The organism is Azospirillum sp. A26, from assembly GCF_042604635.1.
Taxonomy (GTDB): Bacteria; Pseudomonadota; Alphaproteobacteria; order Azospirillales; family Azospirillaceae; genus Azospirillum; species Azospirillum palustre.
Map to the genome: position 1 here is coordinate 392,996 of NZ_CP170476.1, position 21,423 is coordinate 414,418.

The window sequence follows — 21,423 nt, forward strand, 5'->3', positions numbered from 1 at the left end:
AGTACAGTGGTGAAACGCAGCGAATAACGATCATTCTTTTGATGGAAATTATGTTTCCGCATTCTTTCCTGTGCCGGGTGCCTTGCGCAGCCAGCCGAAGGACAGGACCAGCCGTTCGCCGATCCCTTCGGTCACGCGGTGGGGATGGAGGTCCGGGCGGAAATACTTGATGCGGGGCCTGTCGATGATCGCCTCGTCGCACAGGAACAGGCCACCCGACGCCGGCTGGCGCAGGATGATGTTGACGCGGTGGTGTTCGAAGCCGTCCGGCGCCGGGTCGACATGCTCGTCCAGCCCGCTGGTCGTCGGATAACGCAGCAGATAGCAGTCGAAGCGCAGCCGGGCCGAGCGGGCCAGCAGCATCTTGAAATAGTCCCTGCCGCCATTCTCCTGGCGGCCGCGGTCCCACCGCAACCAAGCCATCGCCCCGCTCCCGACCGTAAATCGCGCCTCCGGTGGATGCCATCCGACCGCATCCGGGGCAATAGGCTCACAATTCGCCGAGCCGGTCATGCAGATCCTCGATGGCGCGGATGCGGGCGCGGCCGGCCTCGCCGGTCAGCGGGATCAGTTCGGCGGCGAGCGCGTGGATCACCGCCAGGGCGGCGACATGGGTGTCGAGTGCTGCGAGGCTGCGCGTCTCGCAGCGGAAGGTCAGCGGCGGCGGCGGGGCCTCTAGAACGGAATGGCTGTCGGCGATCAGGATGGTGGGGATGCCGCGCTCCCCCGCGATGCGCAACAGGCGGACGATGGCCGGCGGGCGGCGGCGGATGCCGACCAGGAACAGCAGGTCGCCCGAAGCCAGATTGCCCGAACCCAGATTGCCGGCAGCGAGATCGGCCAGCGTCTCCGCCATCGTCTCGCCGGAGGCCGCCAGCTGGTGGACCTCGCCGCGGACCTGGATGAACTGCCAGCGGGCATAGCCGGCCAGGAAGGCGCTGTTGCGGGCGCCGCAGACCCAGATGCGCCGGGCGTCGGCGAGCGCGCGGGCCGCCCGCGCCAGCATCGCCGGGTCGGTCTGGCGGGCGGTGGCGGCGAGCGCCTCCGCACTGCGCCGGAAATGCGCGTCGAGCGGCGCCGGGTCGCCGTCGGCAACCTCTGACGATGCGGTGGCGGATGTGGGGGCCGGGCCGCCGGGCGGCAGCAGGAACAGCGGCGAGCCCCAGTCGCCGCCGCGCCGGGCGGCCAGACGCGCCGCCTCGAAGCCGGCATAGCCGAGCCGGCGGACCAGACGCGACACCGTCATCTTCGACACGCCGGCCCGGCCGGCCAGCTCGGTCGCCGAATAGCCCGACAGCTCGCCCGGACAGGCGAGGATCACGTCGGCGAGCTGTCGCTCCATAGGGCTGAGGTCGCCGTAGCGGTCGCGGATGCGGGCGGTCAGCGACGGTTCGCCTGCCTCCGGTCCATCCGGGGCCTGTGCGGCGTGAATTGCCTGTTTCATGGGCTGATCGCCTCTCGGCTTCGGCTTTTGCACAAAAAATGGATTCCGGGGCTGCAACCAAAGCGATGTTACATCTGTAACGGCTCCTTGCGCTGGCGGGATAAGCGTAACATTCCCGCGCCTTTGCGGCACACCTGAATTCGTAGGACGAAAGTGGCACATGGTTTGAAAAGGAGGGTCCATCGTCTTTCGGTTCGGAGATCAGGTGCCATGCGGTTCGCGAAGATTCTGGGTGCTCTCGGCCTTGCCACGGCGGTTCTGGCCGGCGGTCTCACCGCCACCGCCCCGACATATGCAAAAGCCGACGCGCTTGAGCGCATCGCCAAGGAGAAGGTGCTGCGCGTCGCCGTCCCGCAGGACTTCCCGCCCTTCGGCTCGGTCGGCACCGACCTGAAGCCGGTCGGCTACGACATCGACGCCGCCACCCTGATCGCCAAGGAGATGGGCGCCAAGGTGGAGCTGGTGCCGGTGACCAGCACCAACCGCATCCCCTACCTGACCACCGGCAAGGTCGATCTGGTGATCTCCAGCCTAGGCAAGAATGCGGAGCGCGAGAAGGTCATCGACTTCTCCACCGCCTACGCCCCCTTCTTCAACGGCGTTTTCGGCCCTGACGACATCAAGGCGGAGAAGGTCGAGGATCTGGACGGCAAGACCGTCGGCGTCACCCGCGGCTCGGTCGAGGACATCGAGCTGTCGAAGATCGTGTCGGACAAGGTCACCGTCCGCCGCTACGAGGACAACAACGGCACCATCTCCGCCTTCCTGTCGGGTCAGGTGCAGCTGGTCGCCACCGGCAACGTGGTCGCCGCCGCCATCTTCGAGCGCAACCCGCCGCGCCAGCCGATCCTGAAGTTCCTGGTCAAGAACTCCCCCTGCTTCGTCGGGCTGAACAAGAACGAGGGTCCGCTCTTGGAGAAGGTCAACGCCATCATCGCCAAGGCGAAGGACGACGGTTCGCTGAACGACATCGCCAAGAAATGGCTGCACGCGCCGCTGCCGAAGGATCTGTGAGGTAAGGCTGCCCTCTCCCCCCTCTCCCCCCCGGGGAGAGGGTCGGGGTGAGGGGGGAGGCATGGGGTGGATTCGGTGGGGAACAGCAAGCGCGCGCTTCTTGAAGATCCTCGCCGCGCGACCCCCTCACCCTAACCCTCTCCCCGGGGGGGAGAGGGGATCCTTTCAGCTTCGCGAGATTCCGGCATCATCAATCCGGCACGGGACATCTTCACATGGCCTACAGTTTCGATTTCTCGTCCCTGCTGGACTATACGCCCGTGCTGGTGGACGGGGTGGCGACCACCGTGGCGCTGACCGCGGTCAGCACGGTGCTGGGGGTGGCGCTCGGCATCGGCGGGGCGGCGGCGCGGACCTCGACGGTGAAGCCGCTGGCGGTCGTCGTCGGCGCCTATGTCGAGCTGATCCGCAACACGCCCTTCCTGGTCCAGCTGTTCTTCATCTTCTTCGGCCTGCCGTCGCTGGGCATAAGGCTGGCGGAATGGCAGGCGGCGGTGCTGGCGATGGTGATCAATCTCGGCGCCTATTCGACCGAGATCATCCGCGCCGGCATCGAGGCGACGCCGAAGGGCCAGATCGAGGCCGGGGCCAGCCTGGGCATGACCGGGCCGCAGATCTTCCGCTATGTCGTGCTGGGGCCCGCGATGGCGAAGATCTGGCCGGCGCTGACCAGCCAGATCGTCATCGTCATGCTGGGCTCGTCGGTCTGTTCGCAGATCGCGGCGGAGGAGCTGAGCTTCGCCGCCAACTTCATCCAGTCCCGCAATTTCCGGCCCTTCGAGGTCTATTTCCTGGCGACCGCGCTGTATCTGGCGCTGGCGGTGGCCCTGCGCTGGATCTTCAGCCTGATGGGGCAGCGGATGTTCGCCAAGGGGGTGTCGCGTGCTTGAGTTCACCCTGTGGGACATCCTGTCCAACCTGCTGCTGGCGGCGCGCTGGACGGTGCTGCTGTCGCTGATCGCCTTCGTCTCCGGCGGGATCGCCGGGCTGCTGCTGCTGGTCGCCCGCGTGTCGCCGGCGCCGCCGCTGCGCGTCGCGGCAAAGCTGTTCATCGAGGTGTTCCAGGGCACGCCGCTGCTGATGCAGCTGTTCATCGTCTTCTTCGCTCTGCCGCTGATCGGCATCGAGACGACCGCCTGGACCTCGGCCGCCGTCGCGCTGACGCTGTTCACCGCCGCCTATCTCGCCGAGATCTGGCGCGGCTGCGTCGAGGCGGTGCCGAAGGGCCAGTGGGAGGCCTCGGCCAGCCTCGCGCTCAATTTCGGCGAGCAGATGCGCCACGTCATCCTGCCGCAGGCCCTGCGCATCGCCGTGCCGCCGACCGTCGGCTTCTCGGTGCAGGTGGTGAAGGGCACGGCGGTGACCTCCATCATCGGCTTCGTCGAGGTGACGAAGGCCGGGACCATGATCACCAACGCCACCTTCCAGCCCTTCCTGGTCTATGGGCTGGTCGGGCTGATCTATTTCGCCCTGTGCTACCCGCTGTCGCTGTCGGCCAAGGCGCTGGAAAGGAAGCTCAATGTCGCCCGTTAAGACGTCCCCCACCGGCCGGCCCCTGGTGAAGCTGTCGGCCATCCGCAAATCCTTCGGCCCGGTGGAGGTGCTGAAGGGCGTCGACATGGCGGTGGAGGAGGGGCAGGTCGTCGCCATGATCGGCCGCAGCGGATCGGGCAAGAGCACGCTTCTGCGCAGCATCAACGGGTTGGAGCGCATCGACGGCGGCGTGATCGAGGTCGACGGCGAATGCGTCGATCCCGGCCAGATCGACCTGCGGGCGCTGCGCCAGAAGGTCGGCATGGTGTTCCAGCAGTTCAACCTGTTCCCCCATCTGAGCGCCGGCGAGAATGTGATGCTGGCGCTGAAGGTGGTGAAGAAGCAGGACAAGGCCGCCACCCGCGCCGCCGCGGAATCGGCGCTGGCGAAGGTCGGGCTGGGCCACAAGTTCGACGCCTATCCGTCGCAGCTGTCGGGCGGCCAGCAGCAGCGCGTCGCCATCGCCCGCTCGCTGGCGATGGCGCCCAAGGTTCTGCTGTGCGACGAGATCACCTCGGCGCTCGACCCCGAGCTGGTGGCCGAGGTGCTGGGGGTGGTGCGCAAGCTGGCCGAGGAGGGCATGACGCTGATCCTGGTGACGCACGAGATGCGCTTCGCCCGCGAGGTCTGCGACCGGCTGGTCTTCATGCATGGCGGCCGCATCGCCGAACAGGGTCCGCCGGCCGAGCTGTTCGACCGGCCGTCCACGCCGGAACTGGCGCAGTTCATCGGCATGGTCGAGGCGCGCTGAGCGGCGCGCCGCCCCCCTTCCCTCCTCTCTCCGTTTTTCCCGACGCCGGGGTCCGGCCGCTGCTGCGGTCCGGCCGCCCGGCGTTCGGCGTTTCCGGACGGCGTGCTCTTGGTGCCTGTTTGGAAACGTCCAGCATGGGCAGACCCTTTTACGATCCGTCATTCCCGCGAAGGCGGGAATCCAGCCGTTCCAGCCGCCCGGACGCGGAGTTTCCTGGATCCCCGCCTTCGCGGGGATGACGATGGAAAAGCGTCGGATGTTCCAGGCAGGACTTTTCAAACAGGACCTGGGCTGGGCCATGGCTGTGACGGCTCACGGTCGCCTGCCGCTGTCCAAAAGGAATATAAACTTATAAAAAATCTCTTAACACTTTGCCCGCAGGCCCCTGTGGCCTCACGGGCATTAACTTTTTTGCGGGTGAAAAAGGTCGTTTGCGAATTTGTCTTACCCCCACGGCTGTAATTCTGCGTGCTAGGTTTCTATCAATCCAGTCCCCGGATGGATCAGTATATGCGGCTTATATCTGGCATCATCCCGCGGGGTTTTTGAAAGAATAATGCGTGAGCATGGTCATGTCCCCGAGTGAATTCGTCTATGTCTTTCGAGATCGACTTTCCAATATGGCGTGATTCACAGTGGATATTGGCTCTTTCAAAAGAAGACTGTGCGCAGGATCGCAAATCCTGTGACCATGATGGGATATAGTTCGCCGACCTGTTGCGGGGGCCTTGAACGGGCTTGTGACGATCTGGGCCAAATTTGCCACAAGGTTCGAGAAAAGTTAACCGGATTTGGAAAGGTTTCGTTAACCATTGGAGCCCCAGCATGGCTTCAACGAAACGGACATAGGATCGAAGTCATGAGCACGACCACCTCGCCGAGCAAGATTGTCGTCAACGCCTACGGCCAGTCCCTGGATGGCGTCACGCCGCATTTCAAGCTGCTGGTGGATGGTCAGGAGGTCGGTTCGGCCAATGCGGCCGACGCCTCGTCGAAGGCATACAGCTTCACCGCCGACCTTGCCGCGAACACGGCGCACAAGATTCAGGTCGTCTACGACAACGACACCGCGACCGACGCCTATCGCGACCTTTACGTCCAGTCGATCGAGGTCAACGGCCACACGCTGAAGCCGACCGACGCCATCTACGAACGCTATGACGATGCCGCCCCGGCGCCGACGCAGGCCGGCCAGGAAGCCATGTGGTGGGACGGCGCGCTGACCTTCAGCACCCCCGCCAACTACTATGGCGGTGCCCAGACCGCCGCCCCGGCCGCTCCCGCCATCCCTGCCGCTCCGGCCGCCGGCACCGCGCAGAACGTCATCACCGTGAACGCCGCCGGCAGCGAGGCGGGCGGCATCGGCGCGCACTTCACCGTGCTGGTCGACGGCAAGGCGATCGGCGAAGGCACGGCGACCGGCGCCGACGCCAAGGATTACAAGTTCACCGCCGACCTGACGCAGGGCGCCGCCCACGCGGTCGAGGTGAAGTACGACAACGACGGCATCGTCGACGGCGCCGACCGCAACCTGTTCGTCCACAGCGTCAGCGTTGACGGCAAGACCGTGGCGGCCACCGATGCCGCCATGTCGGTCCAGCGCACCGCCGATGGTGCCGAGCTGGGGGCGACCACCGACCTCTATTGGAACGCCACGCTGACCGCCAAGCTGGATGCCAGCCACTTCACCGCCTCCACCAGCTCGACGGGCGGCTCCACGGGCGGTTCCACCGATGCCGGCAAGGGCGGCACCGCCACGGGCGGCGCGACCGGCGGGTCCACCGGCGGTGCGACGGGCGGCGACAGCTCGCTGTCGCTGAAGGTCGGCAACGTCACGGTGTCCGATCCGGGCATGGTGCAGAGCAGCAGCTCGATCAACGGCTTCCTGCACACCGACGGCAACCAGATCGTCGACGAGAGCGGCAACAACGTCCGGCTGACCGGCGTTAACTGGTTCGGCGGCGAGGGCTACAACTACGTGCCGTCGGGTCTGTGGGCCGACAGCTACCAGCACCACATCGACAGCATGAAGGACCTGGGCTTCAACGTCATCCGCCTGACCTGGGCCGACGACATGTTCGACAGCACCGCGGTCACCAACGGCATCGACTATTCGAAGAACCCGGACCTGAAGGGCCTGACCCGGCTGGAGGTCTATGACAAGGTCATCGACTATGCCGGCAAGAGCGGCATCAAGGTGATCCTCGACCACCACCGCAACGACGGCGGCGCCGGCACCAACGAGCACGGGCTGTGGTACACCGACAAGAACCCGGAATCGAAGGTCATCGAAGACTGGAAGATGCTGGCCGAGCATTATGCCGGCAACAAGGCGGTGATCGGCGCCGACCTGCACAACGAGCCGAGCGTGTCCGCCACCTGGGGTGACGGCAACCAGGCCACCGACTGGGCCGCGGCGGCCGAGCGCATCGGCAACTCGATCCAGACCGTCAACAAGGACTGGCTGCTGCTGGTCGAGGGCACGGAGTGGAGCAGCACGCTGGCCGGCGTGAAGACTCATCCCATCGAGTTCGACACCCCCAACAAGCTGGTCTATTCGCCGCACGCCTACGGCCAGAGCGTCGGGCAGTTCAGCTGGCTGTCGGACCCGAGCTATCCGGACAACCTGCCGGCCCAGTACGACAGCATGTGGGGCTACATCTACAAGAACAACATCGCCCCGATCCTGGTCGGCGAGTTCGGCGGCCAGATGACCAGCGCCGCCGAGCAGACCTGGGCCAGCACGCTGATCAAGTACATGAACGGCGACTGGAACCTGGACGGCAAGAGCGATCTGGCCGCCGGCCAGCAGGGCATGAACTGGACCTACTGGGCCTGGACGCCGGAATCGGGCGACGTCGGCGGCCTGCTGGAGAACGACTACAAGACCGTCGATCCGACCAAGATGAACATCATCAAGGCGGGCCTCGCCGCCAACTCCGGCAACTCCGGCACCGTCGCCGGCAGCGACGAGGCGGTCTTCACCGTGCAGCTGGCCAAGGCGGTCACCACCGCCACCACCATCGAGTATGCGACCGAGGACGGCACCGCCAAGGCCGGCACCGACTACACCGCCGCCCATGGCAGCCTGACCTTCCAGCCGGGCGAGACCACCAAGACGGTCTCCGTCCACATCAACGGCACCAACACCAACGACGGCACGGAGAACTTCCTGCTGCACCTGACCCACGACAACGCCAACCTGGGCACCGCCACCGGCTTCATCACCGACCACGCGGCGTAAGGCGCAGCTTCTCTACCGCACTACCGGGCCGGTCCGCGTCGTCACTGACGCGGGCCGGCTTTTTTTGTTTGTCAGCTCTGCCGGCCGTCCCGGCCCCGTGTCCGGAAGAAGCCGTTCAGGGCGTCGAACGGCTCGGCCTCGGCCAGCGCGTCGAACCGGCCCTCGTCGGCCAGCATCCGCGCCGCCCGCAGGAAGCCGCCCCAGGCGGCGCGGCTGAGCGCGCTGCCCAGGCTGATCCGCCGCACGCCGAGATCGGCGATCTCCGCCACCGTCAGGCCGATCGGCGCCGAGACCAGCAGGTTGAGCGGCTTCGGTCCCACCGCCTCGACCGCCGCCCGGATGGTTTCCGGCGTGCGCAGGCCCGGCGCATAGAGGACGTCGGCCCCCGCCGCCGCATAGGCCGGCAGCCGGCGCATCGCCTCCTCGATGGCGGCCGGATGGTCGACCAGCACGGCCTCGCAGCGGGCGGTCAGCAGCACGCCGGTTCCGCGCAGGGCCTCCGCCGCCGCGGCGACGCGCTCGACGGCCAGATCGAACTCGTAGAGCGGCCGGGCCGGGTCGCCGGTGGCGTCCTCCACCGACAGGCCGGCGACGCCGGTGTCGGCGCAGAGCCGCAGGTTGCGGGCCAGCCCATCGAGGTCATGGGCATAGCCGGATTCGAAATCGGCATTCACCGGCAGTCCGGTCGCGCCGACGATGCCGGCGATGTGGGACAGCATGTCCGCGCAGGGCACCGCCCAATCGGTGTCGGGAAGCCCGCAGGAGAAAGCGAACCCCGCCGAGGTGGTCGCCAGCGCAGGGAAGCCGAGATGCTCCAGCATCAGGGCGCTGCCGACATCCCACGGGTTGGGGATGACGAAGCAGCCGTCCTTGTGGAGGTCGGCGAAGGCGGTGCGGGCCTGCTGGCGGTCGGTCATCACGGGTTTTCCTCTGAAGCGGCGGCACGGATTCGGTACAGGGTAAGGCGGCGCTCCGGCATCGGACCGCAGGCACCGCCCGTCCCTGCCCCGCCCGCTCCTTCCGCCCCGTCCTCAGGCGGCGAACAGGAAGTTGTCGGCGGTCAACTGGCTTGCCTGGACATTCTGCAGCTTCACTGTATCCGATGCCGAAAGCACGATTGTAAGGTCGTTGCCCTCCGCGACCATCGTCAAATCGGCCATCGAGTGCAGGTCGCCGAACTGCCCTATGGCGAGCCGGTCGCCGCCGGCACCGGCCTGGAAGTCGCCGATGACGTCCCAGCCGTCGCCATGGCCGAAGATGAAGGTGTCGGTGCCGCCGCCGCCCAGCATGTAGTCGTTGCCGCCATAGCCGATGATCAGCTCGTCCCCGATACCTCCGGCGAGGAAATTGTTCTGGTTTGTGCCGACAACCTGTGCGGGGGCATCGTCGTTGCTGATGGCGACGTCGGTCGTCTCCGACGGGTTGACGGTGTAGCCGTCGGACGGATTCTTCAGCGAAACCTGGAAATGCTCCTTGGAGTATTCGCCATTGTCGTCGGCCCACAAAGGCAGCCGGATGACGGCCTTGCTCTGGCCGGCCTCGAAGGTCACCGAACCGGCGAGGGCGCTCTGCCCGCCGACGAAATCACCGGCATCCGCCCGCTGGCGCAGATCGCTGGGGCCTCCGGCGAAGCCGACGGACCACTCTACGGTCGCGCTGCCCGACAGATCGCCGGTGCGGGTGACCGGCACCTCGACCATGGTGGTGCCGCCGCCGCTGCCCTCGACGACGGTCATCGCCGTCTCGTTGAGGTAGATGGCGTTGCCCGACGGGGCGTCGTGTTCCGGCGGATCGAGCAGCAGGCCGTACCAGCCGGAATCCACGCCGGTCTTGAACTGGGACAGGCTCACCCCCTCCAGGCGGATGGAGGAGTCCGGGGCCAGCGTGATGATCGTGTCGCCGCCGTCGGCGGTGGCGCGGGCAAGGACATCCGCGCTGGTCTTGATGTCGGAATAGGCGGTGAGATCGAGCGTGTCCTTCTCGCCGCGCATGTTCCCGTCGAAATCCGCAATGACGTCCCAACCGTCGCCCGGTCGGAACACGAAGATATCGTTTCCGCCATTGCCGACCATGTAGTCGTTGCCGCGCCCGCCGATGATGATGTCGTTGACCTGATAGTAGGTGGCGAATCCATTGCGCCCGGATATATAATCGCCCTCTTCGGAGCCAACGATATAGGGAAGGCCGGCCTTCAGATTATTGATGATCATTTCGTTTCCTCTTATTATGGGCTTCGACGGCATCGTCATGGCCGAGGCAGCGCGACGCTGTGCCCGACTACCGGAGCTTGAGGATCGACTGCGGTTGCATTCTTTTCAAAAGCGTATCGGACTTACCTTGGGGCGTATCGGGGTGTTTGGCACGTTCTGGTGGTGGTCATGCCTTTGCCGACCGGGCATTACGAAAGAGACCGGAACATCCATTCTCCACCTGCGACAGAATACTGCGGTGTCGTCACACCAAACGGCCGACGCCCGGCCATTCCACCGCCGGATGCCCGGCCAGCCGGTCGAGCAGGCGGTCGAGCAGCTCCCAGATCGCCGCGTCGTGGACGCGGTGGTGGGTCAGCAGGCCGATGGGCTCGGCGGGAATGCGGCGCCCTTCCCGGCGGTCTCGCAGTTCGCGGCACAGCAGGTCGAGCAGGGCGTCGAGCGGCACGGCGGAGCGGCTGCCGCGCCAGTCGATCAGGTCGAGGTGGGTGTTGATCCAGGCGATGCCGTCACGGGGCTGCGGCGACGGGCCGAAGGCCGAGACGGCGCGGTAGCCGGAGGCCGACAGGCGGGCCGGCATGTCGGCGGCCATGCGGTTCCAGGGCGGGACGAACAGCGGCAGCAGGCGGTCGCCGAACAGGCCGCGCAGGGTGGACAGGCCGCGCCCGGCTTCGGCCTGCCGGACCTCTGGCGGGCGCTCCGGGCCGAACTCGCACTTCTTCCGGCCGGGGGCGGCATGGTCGACGTGGGACCAGCCATGGACCAGCGGGGTGACGTGCGCGTGACCGGCGAGGGCCTCGGCGAGCGATGGTTCGGCGTCGGCCGGGATGACGGCGAGGCCGAGGGGGATGCCGGCCTGGGCGCAGCGGGTCAGCAATCCGTCGAGCTGCGGGCCGGCGGCAACCGCGTCGTCGTCGCGCAGCCACAGCGGGCAGCGGCGGCCGAGGCCGGTCCAGCGGGCGAGTTCCTCTTCTACGGCGGTCCAGCTTTGGGCGGTCCAGCTCGTCATGATGTCTTCTCCGCCAGCAGGGCTTCGACGATCTCGACGCTGCGCGCCGCCCCGGCCAGCGAAGCGGGGCTGAGCGGCGGGATGCGGACGCCCAGCACGGACTGCAAGGCTCGGGCGAGGCTGTCGGGGGTGAGGTCGGCCTCGCGCAGGGTGGCGATGCCGGGCTGGCGGGCCAGGATGGCGGCGCGGATGGTCTGCTCGACCTCCTTGCCGTCCTCGAAGGGGCAGAAGACGCTGGGCACGCCGGCGGTCAGGCAGTCGAGCGCGGTGTTGTAGCCGCAGCGGCCGACGCTGGCGGAGGCCCGGCCCAGCAGGGCGCGGAAGTCGGGGCGCACCGGCTCCACCAGCAGGCGCTCGGGCGGGGCCAGGGCGCGCAGCCGGTCGGCCAGCGCCGCGTCGCCCTTCGCCACCAGCAGGCGCCAGCGCTGCGGCAGGGCGCCGGAGGCGGCGCCCAGGGCGGCACATCGGGCTGCGGCCTCGAAGACCGGGCGGCCGACCGGGCCGCCGCCGGCGGTGACCAGGATCTCCCCCTGCCCGTCCGTGCCGTCGTCGGGGACGGGCGGCGGCGGCACGACGAAGCCGGTGTAGTGCAGCAGCGGCTTCATCGCTCGCGTCAGCGGCCAGCTGTCCTCCAGCGGGATCAGGGCAGGGTCGGAATGGACCAGCACGCCGTCATAGAGGCGCAGCAGGCGGTCTTCAGTCTCGGCCACCCGCTTGGGCTTGGAGGGCGGGGCCAGGATGTCGCGGACGGAGGCCAGCGTCAGCGGCGGCTGCTGTAGGGCGCGGGCGCGCTCCAGCAGGGCGTCGAACTCGGCGGCCAGCGCGCGGCGGCCGAAGGGGAAGAGTTCGGTGATCAGCACGTCGGGGCGGAGGCTGTCGAGCAGGCCGGTCAGCATCGCCCGCCGGGCGGCGAACAGGCCGGCGTCGGCGGGGGTGCCGTCGGCGCCCAGCAGGGTGGCGAAGTCGGCGCCGTCGCTCGCCAACGCCGGCAACTGGTGCAGGGTGGCGGTGCCGGTTTCGAGATGGGGGGCGGGACGGCCGCCGCTGGCGACATCGACGCGCCAGCCGCGGGCGGTGAAGGCCTCGGCCAGGGCCAGCGCGCGGCTGAGATGGCCGGTACCGAGCAGATGGGTGACGGCGATCAGCAGCCTCATGACAGGCGCAGGCCTTCTTTTGGACCGGTTGGGCGGAGCGTGCCGTCGGCGGCGAGCGTCAGGACGTAGAGGCGGTTGCGCTTGACCGGCACCGGCGGCGGACCGCGGAAGTCCCAGCCCCAGGCGAGCGCCAGCGCGACGCGCATCACGCCGATGTGGGTGACGACGAGGTGGGGACGCTGAATCTCCTTCTCCCCCCCGGGGAGAAGGTTGGGATGAGGGGGTTCGGCAACGCCGAAGAGATCCTCGCCGTGCGTCCCCCTCACCCTAACCCTCTCCCCGGGGGGGAGAGGGGATTGGCCCAGGGATTGGAGGGGCAAATCCATCAACCACCCCATCAACCGCTCCCGCACGTCGGCGGGGCTTTCGCCGTTGGGGGGGCGGAAGTCCCACCCCCAATGCTCCAGGTCGCGGTAGCCGCTGGCGGGGTCGGCGCGGAGGTCGCGGCCATGCAGGCCCTCCCAGGCGCCCCAGTCCATCTCGATCAGGCGCGGGTCAGTGTGGACGGGGCGGCTCTTGCCGGGGAGGTTGGGGCCGAGGAGGGCGGCGGTCTCCACCGCGCGCGACAGCGGGCTGGCGTGCAGGGTGGCGTCGCGCCAGTCCGGCGGCAGGGTCAGGGTGGCAAGCTGTTCGCGGCTTTCCGGGGCCAGCGGGATGTCGGTGCGGCCCTGGATGCGGCCCTCGCGGTTCCAGGCGGTGATGCCGTGGCGCAGGAAAGCGAGGCGGATCATGGCAGAAGACCGGTCAGCAGACCGCGCAGGCGTTCGGCGGCGGCGGTCAGGGCGTGGTGGGCCTCGACATTGGCGCGGGCGCTGCGGCCGAGGGTGCGCAGGGCGGCCGGGTCGGCCAGCAGGGCGGACAGGGCGGCGGCGAAATCCTCCGGGGCCGGGCCGGTCAGCCGGCCGCCGACGCCGTCGCTGATGACGGTGCCGGTGCCGGCATTGTCGATGGCGAGCACCGGCACGCCCTGGGCCTGCGCCTCGAGATAGACCATGCCGAACGCCTCGTTCAGGCCGGGCCAGACCAGCAGGTCGGCGGTGCGGTAATGGCCGGCGAGGCTGTCCGGCGGGCAGGCGCCGTGCAGCGTCACCCGCGGGCCGAAGGGGGCGAAGAGCGCTGCGACCTCCGCCGCCGCCGGGCCGGCGCCGACGATGTCGAGCGTCCAGGGCCGGGCCGCCACGAGGTGGAGGGCGTCGGCCAGCAGGCGGTAGGAGGCCAGCTTGTCGCCCGGCCGCATCATGGCGACGGTGAGCAGGCGGGGCGGCGATCCCGGCTCTCGGGCCTCCGGGGCCGGCGGCAGGTCGAGGAAGGGGGGCAGCATCGCCACCCGCTGGCCGGGCGGGCCATAGGCCTCCACCGCCTGACGGTCGCGGGCGCTGACGCAGAGGACGAGGGCGGCGGCCTCGATGGCGGCCTCGGCGGCGGCGGCGAAGGCGGACCAGGGGCCGGTCAGGCGCTTGCGGGCGCGGGTCGCCTCCACCACGACATAGGGAATACCGAGGCGGCGGGCGATCGCCGGGCCGATCAGGTCGGGCGCCTTGTAATAGACATGGTAGCTGAGCCACAGCGCCGGACGCCGCTCCGGCTCGGCGGCGTAGAGCGACAGCAGCCGGTCGCGTTCGGCGGCGGCGGCGGCGGTCAGGTGGGACTGCGCGGCAGGGTCGCCGGCACCGTCATAGATGCGCAGCCCGCTCGCCACCTCCACCGGGCCGGTTGCCTCCAGCGCCCGCAGGATCAGCCGCGCCATCTGGCGGTCGCCGGAGGGGATGGGGTGGTCCACCGGCTTCAGCGGGGCGTAGAAGGCGATCCGGGGGAAGGCGATGCGCGAGAGGGTGCTTTGAGGGGCGGTCACGCCGCGGCCTCCTCCAACCGGCGGACGAGGCGGTCGATGCCGGCGGTCATGCCGAACTCGGCGCGGAGCCGGCCATAGGCGGCGTCGGCCAGCCGCAGCCGCAGCGCCGGGTCGCTGGCGAGCCGTTCCAGCGCGGCGGCGATGGCGGGCGGGGTGCCGTCGGTCAGCAGGCCGTGGGTGCCGTCGGCGATGAATTCCGGGATGGCGGAAACGGCGGTGGAGAGGATGGCGAGGCGCTGGCTCGCCGCCTCCATTAGCACGTTGGGCAGGCCGTCGCGGTCGCCGTCGCCGGCCACCACGCTGGTCAGCACGAACAGGTCGGCATGGCGCAGCGCCTGGATCACCGTCGCCTGGTCCTGGGCGCCGCGCCACTCGATGCGGTCCGACACCCCCAGCCGCTCGGCCTGGGCGCGCAGGGCCTGCTTGAGGTCGCCGGAGCCGATATGGACCAGCCGCCAGTGCAGCCCGTCCGGCAGCGTCGCCAGCGCGTCGAGCAGCCGGTCATAGCCCTTCTTCTCCACCAGCCGGCCGACCGACAGGATCTCCACCGCGCGGTCGGCGCTGGAACCGTCTCGGGCGGGGGCGTCGCCGCGGTCCGGCGGGGCGGGGAAGCGCGAGAGGTCGAGGCCGTGATAGACGAGGTCGATGCGGGACGGGTCGGCGGCCAGCCCACGCAGATGTGCGGCGCCGACGGCGGTGCAGGTGGCGCCGAAGCGGGCGTCGGCCAGCTTCTCGCGCTTCTCCCACTCCGGTGTCGTCCAGATGTCCTTGGCATGGGCGGAAAAGCCCCAGCCGATGCCGCGGATCGCGGCGGCATAGCGCCCGACCGAGGCCGGCGTGTGCAGGAAATGGGTGTAGAGGAAGGGCACGTCGGCCGGCAGTTCCGCTGCCAGCACCAGCGCCTGCCCGAAGCGGCGTCCGCGGTTGGCGGTGCGGTCGCGCCTGAGGTCGCGCAGCCACCCCGCCGCGGTGCGCAGCAGGCCGGCCGGGTGGCGCAGGATCAGGCAGCCGAGCGCGCGCAGCACGCGGGCCGGCTCGTCGCGCAGATATTCCGGCAGGTAATGGACCGGGGCGGTGATGCGGTCGTGCAGGGCGTGGCGGCGGCTGTCGGTGGGGTGGCGCAGCGACCAGATCGCCAGATCGATGCCGCGCTGCTGGAGGGCCAGAAGCTCCTGCGCGATGAAGGTCTCCGACAGGCGGGGATAGCCCTTCACCACCACGGCGATTTTCAGCGGCACGGCTTTCGAAACCATGGAGGACGACGTCCGGCCGTCCGTTCCCTTGTCGGTCATGCGCGCTTGCCTGCCATGGCGCGGGACAGCCGTTCCGCCGCCCGGCGGATCGGGGTGACGGGGGTGGTGCGCGGGAGCACCGAGTCGGCCGCCAGCACCTCGCGCGTCAGATCGACGATGCGCTCCAACCCGCCGAGCAGGCCGGGAAGCGGGCTGGCCGAGGGCGGCGGCTGGCCCGGCAGGGCGCGGATGGCGTCGGCCATCGCCCGCGGGTCGGCGCCGTCGCGGTCGCTGTCCAGCGTGCGCAGCAGGCCCAGGGCCTCCGCCGCCTCGGCGCGGATGCGCTGTTCCAGCCGGGGGCGGGTGCGCGGGGCCAGCACCGACGGCTTGTCGAAGGACAGGATCTCGCAGAAGGTGTTGTAGCCGCCCATCGCCACCACGCCGACCGCGCCGGCATAAAGATCCTCCATGCGGGAATGGAAGTTGATGGTCTCCACCCTGCCCTTCAGCTGGCGGATGCGGGCGGCGAATTCCTGGCGGCGGGCATCCTCCAGGAAGGGGCCGTAGACGATCAGGGCGCGGGGGGAGAGGTCCGGATCGCTCTCGTAGGCGGCGATGGTCCAGTCGACCAGGGCCGCCCCGTCGCCGCCGCCGCCCGGCGTCACCAGCACGTAGGGGCCCGTCATCGGGCTGTCCGCGGCCTGGACGGCGCCGCCGCCCTCCGTCGGCTCGCGCTTCAGATAGCCGGTGTAGCGCAGCCGCGCCGCGATCTCCGCCGGCAAGTCGAGACCGTCGAGCGGGCGGTAGACCTCCGGCAGGCCGTAGATCCAGAGCTGGTCGTAATAGCGTTCGATGGCGGCGACCGCCTCCTTGCGCTCCCACTCCGGCTGGAGAGCCTCGGGCGCGTCCAGCACGTCGCGCAGGCCCAGCACGATGCGGGTGTTGCCGCTGGCCCGCATCTCGTCCAGCGCCGGCAGGAATTCGCCGTGCAGGCCGGTCGGCTCCTTGTCGACGATGGCCAGCGTCGGGCGGAAGGCGCGGGCGGTGGCCCGGATGATCTCCGCCCGGATCGCGGTGGTCTCCTCGATGGGCAGGCCGAGGTTGCGGGCGGTGTAGCCGCCGTCGGGCTGCTTCACCACGCCGGGCAGCCGCACATGGTCGACCCGCTCCGGAAAGTCGAAGCGGCCGGCGACCGGCGAGCCGGTGAGGATCAGCGCGGAAGCGTCGGGAAAGGCCGACACCAGGGCCTGGGCAATCGTCCGCGACCGCCGCAGATGGCCGAGCCCGAAGGTGTCATGGCTGTAGAGCAGGATGCGCGGCGGCGTCCGGTCGGGATGGAGGGACCGAAGGGGCGGCTGTGGCTGGTGCATGCTCGGACACTCCGCTTCAGCAATGCTTCGGAACCGACAATCCGTCGCGGAACAGATCGCTGTGCTTGTCTTTGGAACCGGTTCGGCGCCGGTGGTTGCGGGGTCGTCCAGGCACCGGCGGCGAAGCTCCAGCCTGGAGAGAACCCCTCACATGGATTTTGCCGCGCATCAATATGACTTCCGACCGGGTAAGAGCAACGCATCTATGCGCTGTGATATATATGAGCGCCGGACAGGCCGCCAGCCGGCGTCCAGCGGCGATGACGGGTCAGTCGCCATGATAGGGATCCAGGGCGTCGCGCAGGCCGTCGCCGAAGAAGTTGAAGGACAAGACTACCAGGATCACCGGCAGCATCGGCAATGACACCCAAGGATAGGTTTCCACCGCCATAAGGTTCTGGGCGTCGTTCAGCATCACCCCCCAGCTGGTGGCCGGCGGGCGCAGGCCCAGCCCCAGGAAGGACAGCGCCGTTTCGCCGAGGATCATCGCCGGGATCGACAGGGTGGCGCTGGCGAGCAGGTGGCTGGCGAAGTTGGGCAGCAGGTGGCGGCGGATGATGCGCGCCGGGCTGGCCCCCATCAGCTCCGCCGCCATGACGAAATCCTCCTCGCGCAGAGCCAGGAAGCGGGAGCGCACGGCGCGGGCCAGCGAGGGCCAGTCGAGCAGGCCGAGGATGACGGAGATGCAGAGGAACACCGTCACCGGAGACCATTGCGCCGGCACCGCGGCGGACAGCGCCAGCCACAGCGGCAGCTCCGGCAGGGATTTCAGGATTTCCGACAGGCGCTGCACCCCGGCGTCGATCCAGCCGCCGAAATAGCCGGCCATGCCGCCCAGCGTGATGCCGATGGCGAAGGACACCGCGATGCCGAGCAGCCCGACGGTCAGCGACAGCTGCGCCCCGATGGCGAGGCGCGAGAGCATGTCGCGGCCCAGCCGGTCGGTGCCCAAGAGATGCAGCGAGGCCCCCAGCGGCGGGCAGACCAGCCGGACCCGCGATTCGACCAGACCGAGGAAGCGGTAGGGCGCGCCGGGGCAGAGGAATTGCAGCGGCATCGGCCGGTTCACGTCGGTCTCGTAGCGCCAGCGATAGTCCTTCAGGTCGGGCCGCCCGGTGGTCGGATAGACGAAGGGGCCGATGAACTGGCCCTCGTGGAACAGGTGGACGCCCTGGGGCGGGGCGTAGAGATGCTCCACGTCGCGCTCGTTGGCGCTGTAGGGCACCAGGAAATCGACGAAGGGCAGGCTGAGATAGGACAGGCCCAGGAACAGCGCCCCCAGCACCGCCAGCCGGTGGCGCAAAAAACGGCGCAGCATCAGCCGCCCGGTCGAGGCGTTGGCGTCGAAGCGGGTGGCCGGCGCGTCGGCCGCGGCCGGATCGGGATAGGGCCGGTCGTCGACGTAATGCTTCCAACTGCCGCCCGTGCCGCCGCCCGTGCCGCCGCCCGTGCCGCCGCCCGTGACCGGAGCCTTCCTGCCCTCGCCGTTCATGCCCCCTTCCTTCATGCCCCTTTCTTTCATGATTGGGCCTTCCTCGCCTTGCCCAGGCGGATGCGGGGGTCGAGCAGGGCGAGCGCGATGTCGGAGACCAGCATGCCGACCAGCACCAAGAGCGAGATGAACATCAGGATGAAGCCGGACAGGAAGATGTCCTGCGCCCGCAGCGCCTCCAGCAGGGCCGGGCCGATGGTCGGCAGGCTGAGCACGACGGAGATCAGCACCGATCCCGACACCAGCGAGGGCAGAAGCGAGCCGATGTCGGAGACGAAGGGGTTCAGCGCCATGCGCAGCGGATAGCGGGTCAGCCGGCGCAGCGGCGGCACGCCCTTGGCCTTGGCGGTGACGACATAGGGCTTGCCCAGCTCGTCCAGCAGGTTGGCGCGCAGGCGCCGCACCATGGCGGCGGTGCCGGACAGGCCGATGACGATGGTCGGGATGATCAGGTGTTCCAGCACCGAGCCGGCCTTGGCCCAACTGAGCGGCTGGTCCTCGTACTGGGCATCCACCAGCCCGCCGATGGGCAGGCCCAGCCATTTCTGGCCGTAATAGAGCAGGATCAGCGCCAGCAGGAAGTTGGGCGTCGCCAGCCCGATATAGCCGACGGCGGCGGCGAGGTAATCGACCCAGCTGTTGGCGCGGATCGCCGCCAGCGCCCCCAGCGGGAAGGACACCAGATAGACGAACAGCACGGCGGCGAGGTTGAGGATGACGGTGAACCACAGCGTCTCCCCCACCACCGCGGCCACCGGCTTGTTGAACTCGAAGGACCAGCCGAGATCGCCCTGGAGCAGGCCGTGGAAGCCGTTCGGCCCCGGCCAGACGCCGATCCAGATCAGGTACTGTTCGGCCAGCGGGCGGTCGAGCGCATATTCGTGGCGCAGGAACTCCGCCTTCGCCAGCCCGGCCTCCTGGCCGGTGGCGCGCAGCTCGGCGATCTGGTTGGACAGGTAATCGCCGGGCGGCAGGTTGATGACGGTGAAGATCAGCATCGACACCACGAACAGCGTCGGCACCATCACCAGCAACCGGTGCAGGATGAAGCGCAGCATGGCCGTCAATCCTCCCCGCGGTGGATGCCGACCGGCTCGGGATCGGCCGGGCGGGCGTCGGTGAAATAGAACTCGTCGGGCCGGTAGACGCCGAGATAGGCGCCGGGATCCCACAGCCACAGCCCCTTGTCGGGGACGTTGCGCAGGCGGTTCGATACCGCGATGGGCTGCGGCGTCTTCGACACCACGCCGATGGCGTAGATCTGGTCGGCATGGATGTCGAGCAGGGCCGACCACAGGGCGCGGCGCTCGGTCTCGTCGGTGGTGTGGCGCCAGCGCCGGGCGATGTCCATCAGCTCCTGCGGGATCGGCATGTCGATGGGTTCGCCGGCGCTGCCGGAGGTCTGGTAATACTGCCCCCATTTCGGCCAGCTGAAATTCTCCTGCGTCATCGGGGCCAGCTCCTCCGGACTGCTGTCGGGGTCGGGGATGCCGTTGTCCCAGCCGCCCCACACCGCCATCATCGTCTGGCCGGCATAGACCCGGTTGCGCAGCACGTCGCGGTCGACCGTGCGCATCAGCAGCCGCACGCCGATGTCGCGCCAGGTCTCCGCGATGATCTGCATCGCGTCGGAGATCTCCGGCTTCTCGCCCGACGTCTCGACGATCACCTCCAGCGGGCGGCCGTCCGGCAGCTCGCGGTACAGCTCGCCGCGTTTGCGCTTCAGCCCGATCTCGTCCAGCAGGGCCGACGCCTGTTTCGGGTCGTAGCCGGTCCACACCCCCTTGCGTTCCGGCTTGAACAGCGGGCTGCCCGGCAGCACGTCGACGCCGCTTTCCTGCGCCAGCCCGAAGAAGAGCGAGCGGTTGACGATGCGGCGGTCGATCGCCATCGACAGGGCGCGGCGGAAGCGCACGTCACGCAGCAGGGTGCGCCAGACCGGGTCGTTGTAGTTCAGGTTGGGGTAGAGGGCGATTTCCGCCGCCTTGCCCTCCGGCCACAGCAGGGTGCGGTAGTCGGCCTGCCTCTCCCCCGACACCAGCACCGGCACCTGCGAGAAGGTCAGCCCCTCGGCCTGGAGGTCGGCCTTGCCGGTGGCGACCTGGGCCGGGATCAGCCCGCCGCCCATCACCGTCACGTCCAGCCCGTCGGCATAGGGAAGCTGTACGCCGCGCCGGTCGAAGCGGTGGTAATAGGGGTTGCGCTGGAACAGCAGGTGGTTGCCGGTGCCCTTCGAGATCGCCATCCAGGGCTGGAGCGTCGGCTGGTCCGGGTTCTCCATCCGGAACATGTCGTCCAGCGCGTTGTGCAGGGCCGCCCAGTTGCGGACCTTGTATTTGGCGAGCAGCGGCGCCAGCTCCGCCTCGCTGGTGTAGCGGGCGTGGTAACGTTTCAGGTAATGGGCCGGCCGGTAGATGAAGGGCGGCCGGGCGGCGGCCAGGGTCGGCAGGAAATAGGGGTTCGGCTCGTCCCAGTGGAAGCGGGCGGTGACGGCGTCGGGGAAGCTGACCTGCGGCGGCTTGCCGTCCACCAGCATGAAGCGCGGCGGGCCGGACGGCGACAGCATCGGGTTGTTGGCGATGTCCTCCCACCAGTAGCGGATGTCGTCGCTGGTGAAGGGGGCGCCGTCGGACCAGCGGTGGCCGGCTCGCAGGGTCAGGGTGAAGTCGCGGCCGTCGACGACCTGCACGTCCTTCAGGATGTCGGGCACGATCTCGCGCTTGGCGGTGTAGCCGACCAGCCGGGCATAGCCGTAGAGCACGGCGATGCGGCTGTTGCGCCGCTGGGTGATGAAGGTGCGGATCCAGCCGCCGGACAGGCCGAGGTCGCGGCCCTTGCCCTCCACATCGACGATCAGCGGCTCGTCCGGCATGCGCTGGCGGACGGGGGGGATGAGGCCGTAGCGCACCTGATCGCGCAGCATCGGCGGATCCTGCGGCGTGAAGGCGGCGGCGGGGGTGGCGAGGAGGAGGAGGAGGGTGACGAGGGTGAGGAGTGCGATCAATCCGGGCTTTTCCCCTCTCCCCCCCGGGGAGAGGGTCAGGGTGAGGGGGATGCATTGCAGGAGCTTTGTGAAAGGGCCGCCGCGCGTCCCCCTCACCCACCCCGCCGCTTTGCG

The 21,423-nt window shown here is 68.9% G+C and carries 18 protein-coding genes; 5 read left to right on the top strand and 13 right to left on the bottom strand.

Annotation, left to right across the window (positions count from 1 at the left end):
- Window positions 1-48: 48 nt before the first annotated feature.
- Window positions 49-423, bottom strand: coding sequence for a hypothetical protein (locus ABNQ39_RS32710; protein WP_376966400.1), 375 nt, complete (start codon window positions 421-423; stop codon window positions 49-51).
- Between the two features lie 67 nt (window positions 424-490).
- The gene (locus ABNQ39_RS32715) at window positions 491-1,444 is read right to left on the bottom strand and encodes a MurR/RpiR family transcriptional regulator (protein WP_376966402.1); all 954 of its coding nucleotides are present in this window, start codon (window positions 1,442-1,444) and stop codon (window positions 491-493) included.
- 210 nt (window positions 1,445-1,654) lie between these two features.
- Here ABNQ39_RS32715 and ABNQ39_RS32720 point away from each other — a divergent pair, with 210 nt between their 5' ends.
- The 5 genes from ABNQ39_RS32720 (at window position 1,655) to ABNQ39_RS32740 (ending at window position 7,986) form a co-directional block, all read left to right on the top strand.
- Window positions 1,655-2,458, top strand: coding sequence for a transporter substrate-binding domain-containing protein (locus ABNQ39_RS32720; RefSeq protein ID WP_376966404.1), 804 nt, complete (start codon window positions 1,655-1,657; stop codon window positions 2,456-2,458).
- Window positions 2,459-2,673: 215 nt separating this feature from the next.
- On the top strand, window positions 2,674-3,348 hold the full coding sequence (locus ABNQ39_RS32725) for an amino acid ABC transporter permease (RefSeq protein WP_376966406.1): 675 nt from the start codon (window positions 2,674-2,676) through the stop codon (window positions 3,346-3,348).
- Window positions 3,341-3,991: an amino acid ABC transporter permease gene (locus ABNQ39_RS32730; protein ID WP_376966408.1), complete on the top strand. Its 651-nt coding sequence runs from the start codon at window positions 3,341-3,343 to the stop codon at window positions 3,989-3,991. Before ABNQ39_RS32725 ends, ABNQ39_RS32730 begins: the two co-directional genes overlap by 8 nt.
- On the top strand, window positions 3,978-4,742 hold the full coding sequence (locus ABNQ39_RS32735) for an amino acid ABC transporter ATP-binding protein (RefSeq protein ID WP_376966410.1): 765 nt from the start codon (window positions 3,978-3,980) through the stop codon (window positions 4,740-4,742). Before ABNQ39_RS32730 ends, ABNQ39_RS32735 begins: the two co-directional genes overlap by 14 nt.
- 859 nt (window positions 4,743-5,601) lie before the next feature.
- On the top strand, window positions 5,602-7,986 hold the full coding sequence (locus ABNQ39_RS32740; RefSeq protein WP_376966412.1) for a cellulase family glycosylhydrolase: 2,385 nt from the start codon (window positions 5,602-5,604) through the stop codon (window positions 7,984-7,986).
- Window positions 7,987-8,057: 71 nt separating this feature from the next.
- Here ABNQ39_RS32740 and ABNQ39_RS32745 read toward each other — a convergent pair whose 3' ends face one another.
- From ABNQ39_RS32745 to ABNQ39_RS32795, 11 genes are all read right to left on the bottom strand, one after another.
- Window positions 8,058-8,903 carry an isocitrate lyase/PEP mutase family protein gene (locus ABNQ39_RS32745; RefSeq protein ID WP_376966414.1) on the bottom strand — a complete coding sequence of 282 codons (846 nt, stop codon included), beginning with the start codon at window positions 8,901-8,903 and terminating at the stop codon, window positions 8,058-8,060.
- 114 nt (window positions 8,904-9,017) lie between these two features.
- Window positions 9,018-10,196 (bottom strand): hypothetical protein, encoded by a 1,179-nt coding sequence (locus ABNQ39_RS32750; RefSeq protein WP_376966416.1) that lies wholly within the window; start codon window positions 10,194-10,196, stop codon window positions 9,018-9,020.
- A gap of 244 nt (window positions 10,197-10,440) precedes the next feature.
- A complete protein-coding gene (locus tag ABNQ39_RS32755) occupies window positions 10,441-11,205 on the bottom strand; it encodes a polysaccharide deacetylase family protein (protein ID WP_376966418.1) in 765 nt (254 codons plus the stop codon).
- Entirely contained in the window at window positions 11,202-12,359 is a 1,158-nt protein-coding gene (locus tag ABNQ39_RS32760; RefSeq protein ID WP_376966420.1) for a glycosyltransferase family protein, read from the bottom strand. Before ABNQ39_RS32760 ends, ABNQ39_RS32755 begins: the two co-directional genes overlap by 4 nt.
- A complete protein-coding gene (locus ABNQ39_RS32765) occupies window positions 12,356-13,090 on the bottom strand; it encodes a histidine phosphatase family protein (RefSeq protein WP_376966422.1) in 735 nt (244 codons plus the stop codon). The genes ABNQ39_RS32760 and ABNQ39_RS32765 overlap by 4 nt, the downstream gene beginning before the upstream one ends.
- On the bottom strand, window positions 13,087-14,211 hold the full coding sequence (locus ABNQ39_RS32770; RefSeq protein ID WP_376966424.1) for a glycosyltransferase family 4 protein: 1,125 nt from the start codon (window positions 14,209-14,211) through the stop codon (window positions 13,087-13,089). The genes ABNQ39_RS32765 and ABNQ39_RS32770 overlap by 4 nt, the downstream gene beginning before the upstream one ends.
- Window positions 14,208-15,464 carry a glycosyltransferase family 4 protein gene (locus ABNQ39_RS32775; RefSeq protein WP_376966426.1) on the bottom strand — a complete coding sequence of 419 codons (1,257 nt, stop codon included), beginning with the start codon at window positions 15,462-15,464 and terminating at the stop codon, window positions 14,208-14,210. Before ABNQ39_RS32775 ends, ABNQ39_RS32770 begins: the two co-directional genes overlap by 4 nt.
- A gap of 35 nt (window positions 15,465-15,499) precedes the next feature.
- The gene (locus tag ABNQ39_RS32780) at window positions 15,500-16,813 is read right to left on the bottom strand and encodes a glycosyltransferase family protein (RefSeq protein ID WP_376966428.1); all 1,314 of its coding nucleotides are present in this window, start codon (window positions 16,811-16,813) and stop codon (window positions 15,500-15,502) included.
- 268 nt (window positions 16,814-17,081) lie between these two features.
- Entirely contained in the window at window positions 17,082-18,335 is a 1,254-nt protein-coding gene (locus tag ABNQ39_RS32785) for an ABC transporter permease (RefSeq protein ID WP_376966430.1), read from the bottom strand.
- Entirely contained in the window at window positions 18,332-19,363 is a 1,032-nt protein-coding gene (locus ABNQ39_RS32790; protein ID WP_376966432.1) for an ABC transporter permease, read from the bottom strand. The genes ABNQ39_RS32785 and ABNQ39_RS32790 overlap by 4 nt, the downstream gene beginning before the upstream one ends.
- Before the next feature lie 5 nt (window positions 19,364-19,368).
- Complete coding sequence (locus tag ABNQ39_RS32795) at window positions 19,369-21,309, bottom strand: ABC transporter substrate-binding protein (RefSeq protein WP_376966434.1); 1,941 nt, start codon at window positions 21,307-21,309, stop codon at window positions 19,369-19,371.
- Window positions 21,310-21,423: the final 114 nt, after the last annotated feature.

Excerpts from the sequence above, each read along its gene's own strand:
- ABNQ39_RS32710 (WP_376966400.1), bottom strand. The coding sequence starts at position 423 with ATGGCTTGGTTGCGGTGGGACCGCGGCCGCCAGGAGAATGGCGGCAGG.
- ABNQ39_RS32715 (WP_376966402.1), bottom strand. The coding sequence starts at position 1,444 with ATGAAACAGGCAATTCACGCCGCACAGGCCCCGGATGGACCGGAGGCA.
- ABNQ39_RS32720 (WP_376966404.1), top strand. The coding sequence starts at position 1,655 with ATGCGGTTCGCGAAGATTCTGGGTGCTCTCGGCCTTGCCACGGCGGTT.
- ABNQ39_RS32725 (WP_376966406.1), top strand. The coding sequence starts at position 2,674 with ATGGCCTACAGTTTCGATTTCTCGTCCCTGCTGGACTATACGCCCGTG.
- ABNQ39_RS32735 (WP_376966410.1), top strand. The coding sequence starts at position 3,978 with ATGTCGCCCGTTAAGACGTCCCCCACCGGCCGGCCCCTGGTGAAGCTG.
- ABNQ39_RS32740 (WP_376966412.1), top strand. The coding sequence starts at position 5,602 with ATGAGCACGACCACCTCGCCGAGCAAGATTGTCGTCAACGCCTACGGC.
- ABNQ39_RS32745 (WP_376966414.1), bottom strand. The coding sequence starts at position 8,903 with ATGACCGACCGCCAGCAGGCCCGCACCGCCTTCGCCGACCTCCACAAG.
- ABNQ39_RS32750 (WP_376966416.1), bottom strand. The coding sequence starts at position 10,196 with ATGATCATCAATAATCTGAAGGCCGGCCTTCCCTATATCGTTGGCTCC.
- ABNQ39_RS32755 (WP_376966418.1), bottom strand. The coding sequence starts at position 11,205 with ATGACGAGCTGGACCGCCCAAAGCTGGACCGCCGTAGAAGAGGAACTC.
- ABNQ39_RS32760 (WP_376966420.1), bottom strand. The coding sequence starts at position 12,359 with ATGAGGCTGCTGATCGCCGTCACCCATCTGCTCGGTACCGGCCATCTC.
- ABNQ39_RS32765 (WP_376966422.1), bottom strand. The coding sequence starts at position 13,090 with ATGATCCGCCTCGCTTTCCTGCGCCACGGCATCACCGCCTGGAACCGC.
- ABNQ39_RS32775 (WP_376966426.1), bottom strand. The coding sequence starts at position 15,464 with ATGGTTTCGAAAGCCGTGCCGCTGAAAATCGCCGTGGTGGTGAAGGGC.
- ABNQ39_RS32780 (WP_376966428.1), bottom strand. The coding sequence starts at position 16,813 with ATGCACCAGCCACAGCCGCCCCTTCGGTCCCTCCATCCCGACCGGACG.
- ABNQ39_RS32785 (WP_376966430.1), bottom strand. The coding sequence starts at position 18,335 with ATGAAAGAAAGGGGCATGAAGGAAGGGGGCATGAACGGCGAGGGCAGG.
- ABNQ39_RS32790 (WP_376966432.1), bottom strand. The coding sequence starts at position 19,363 with ATGCTGCGCTTCATCCTGCACCGGTTGCTGGTGATGGTGCCGACGCTG.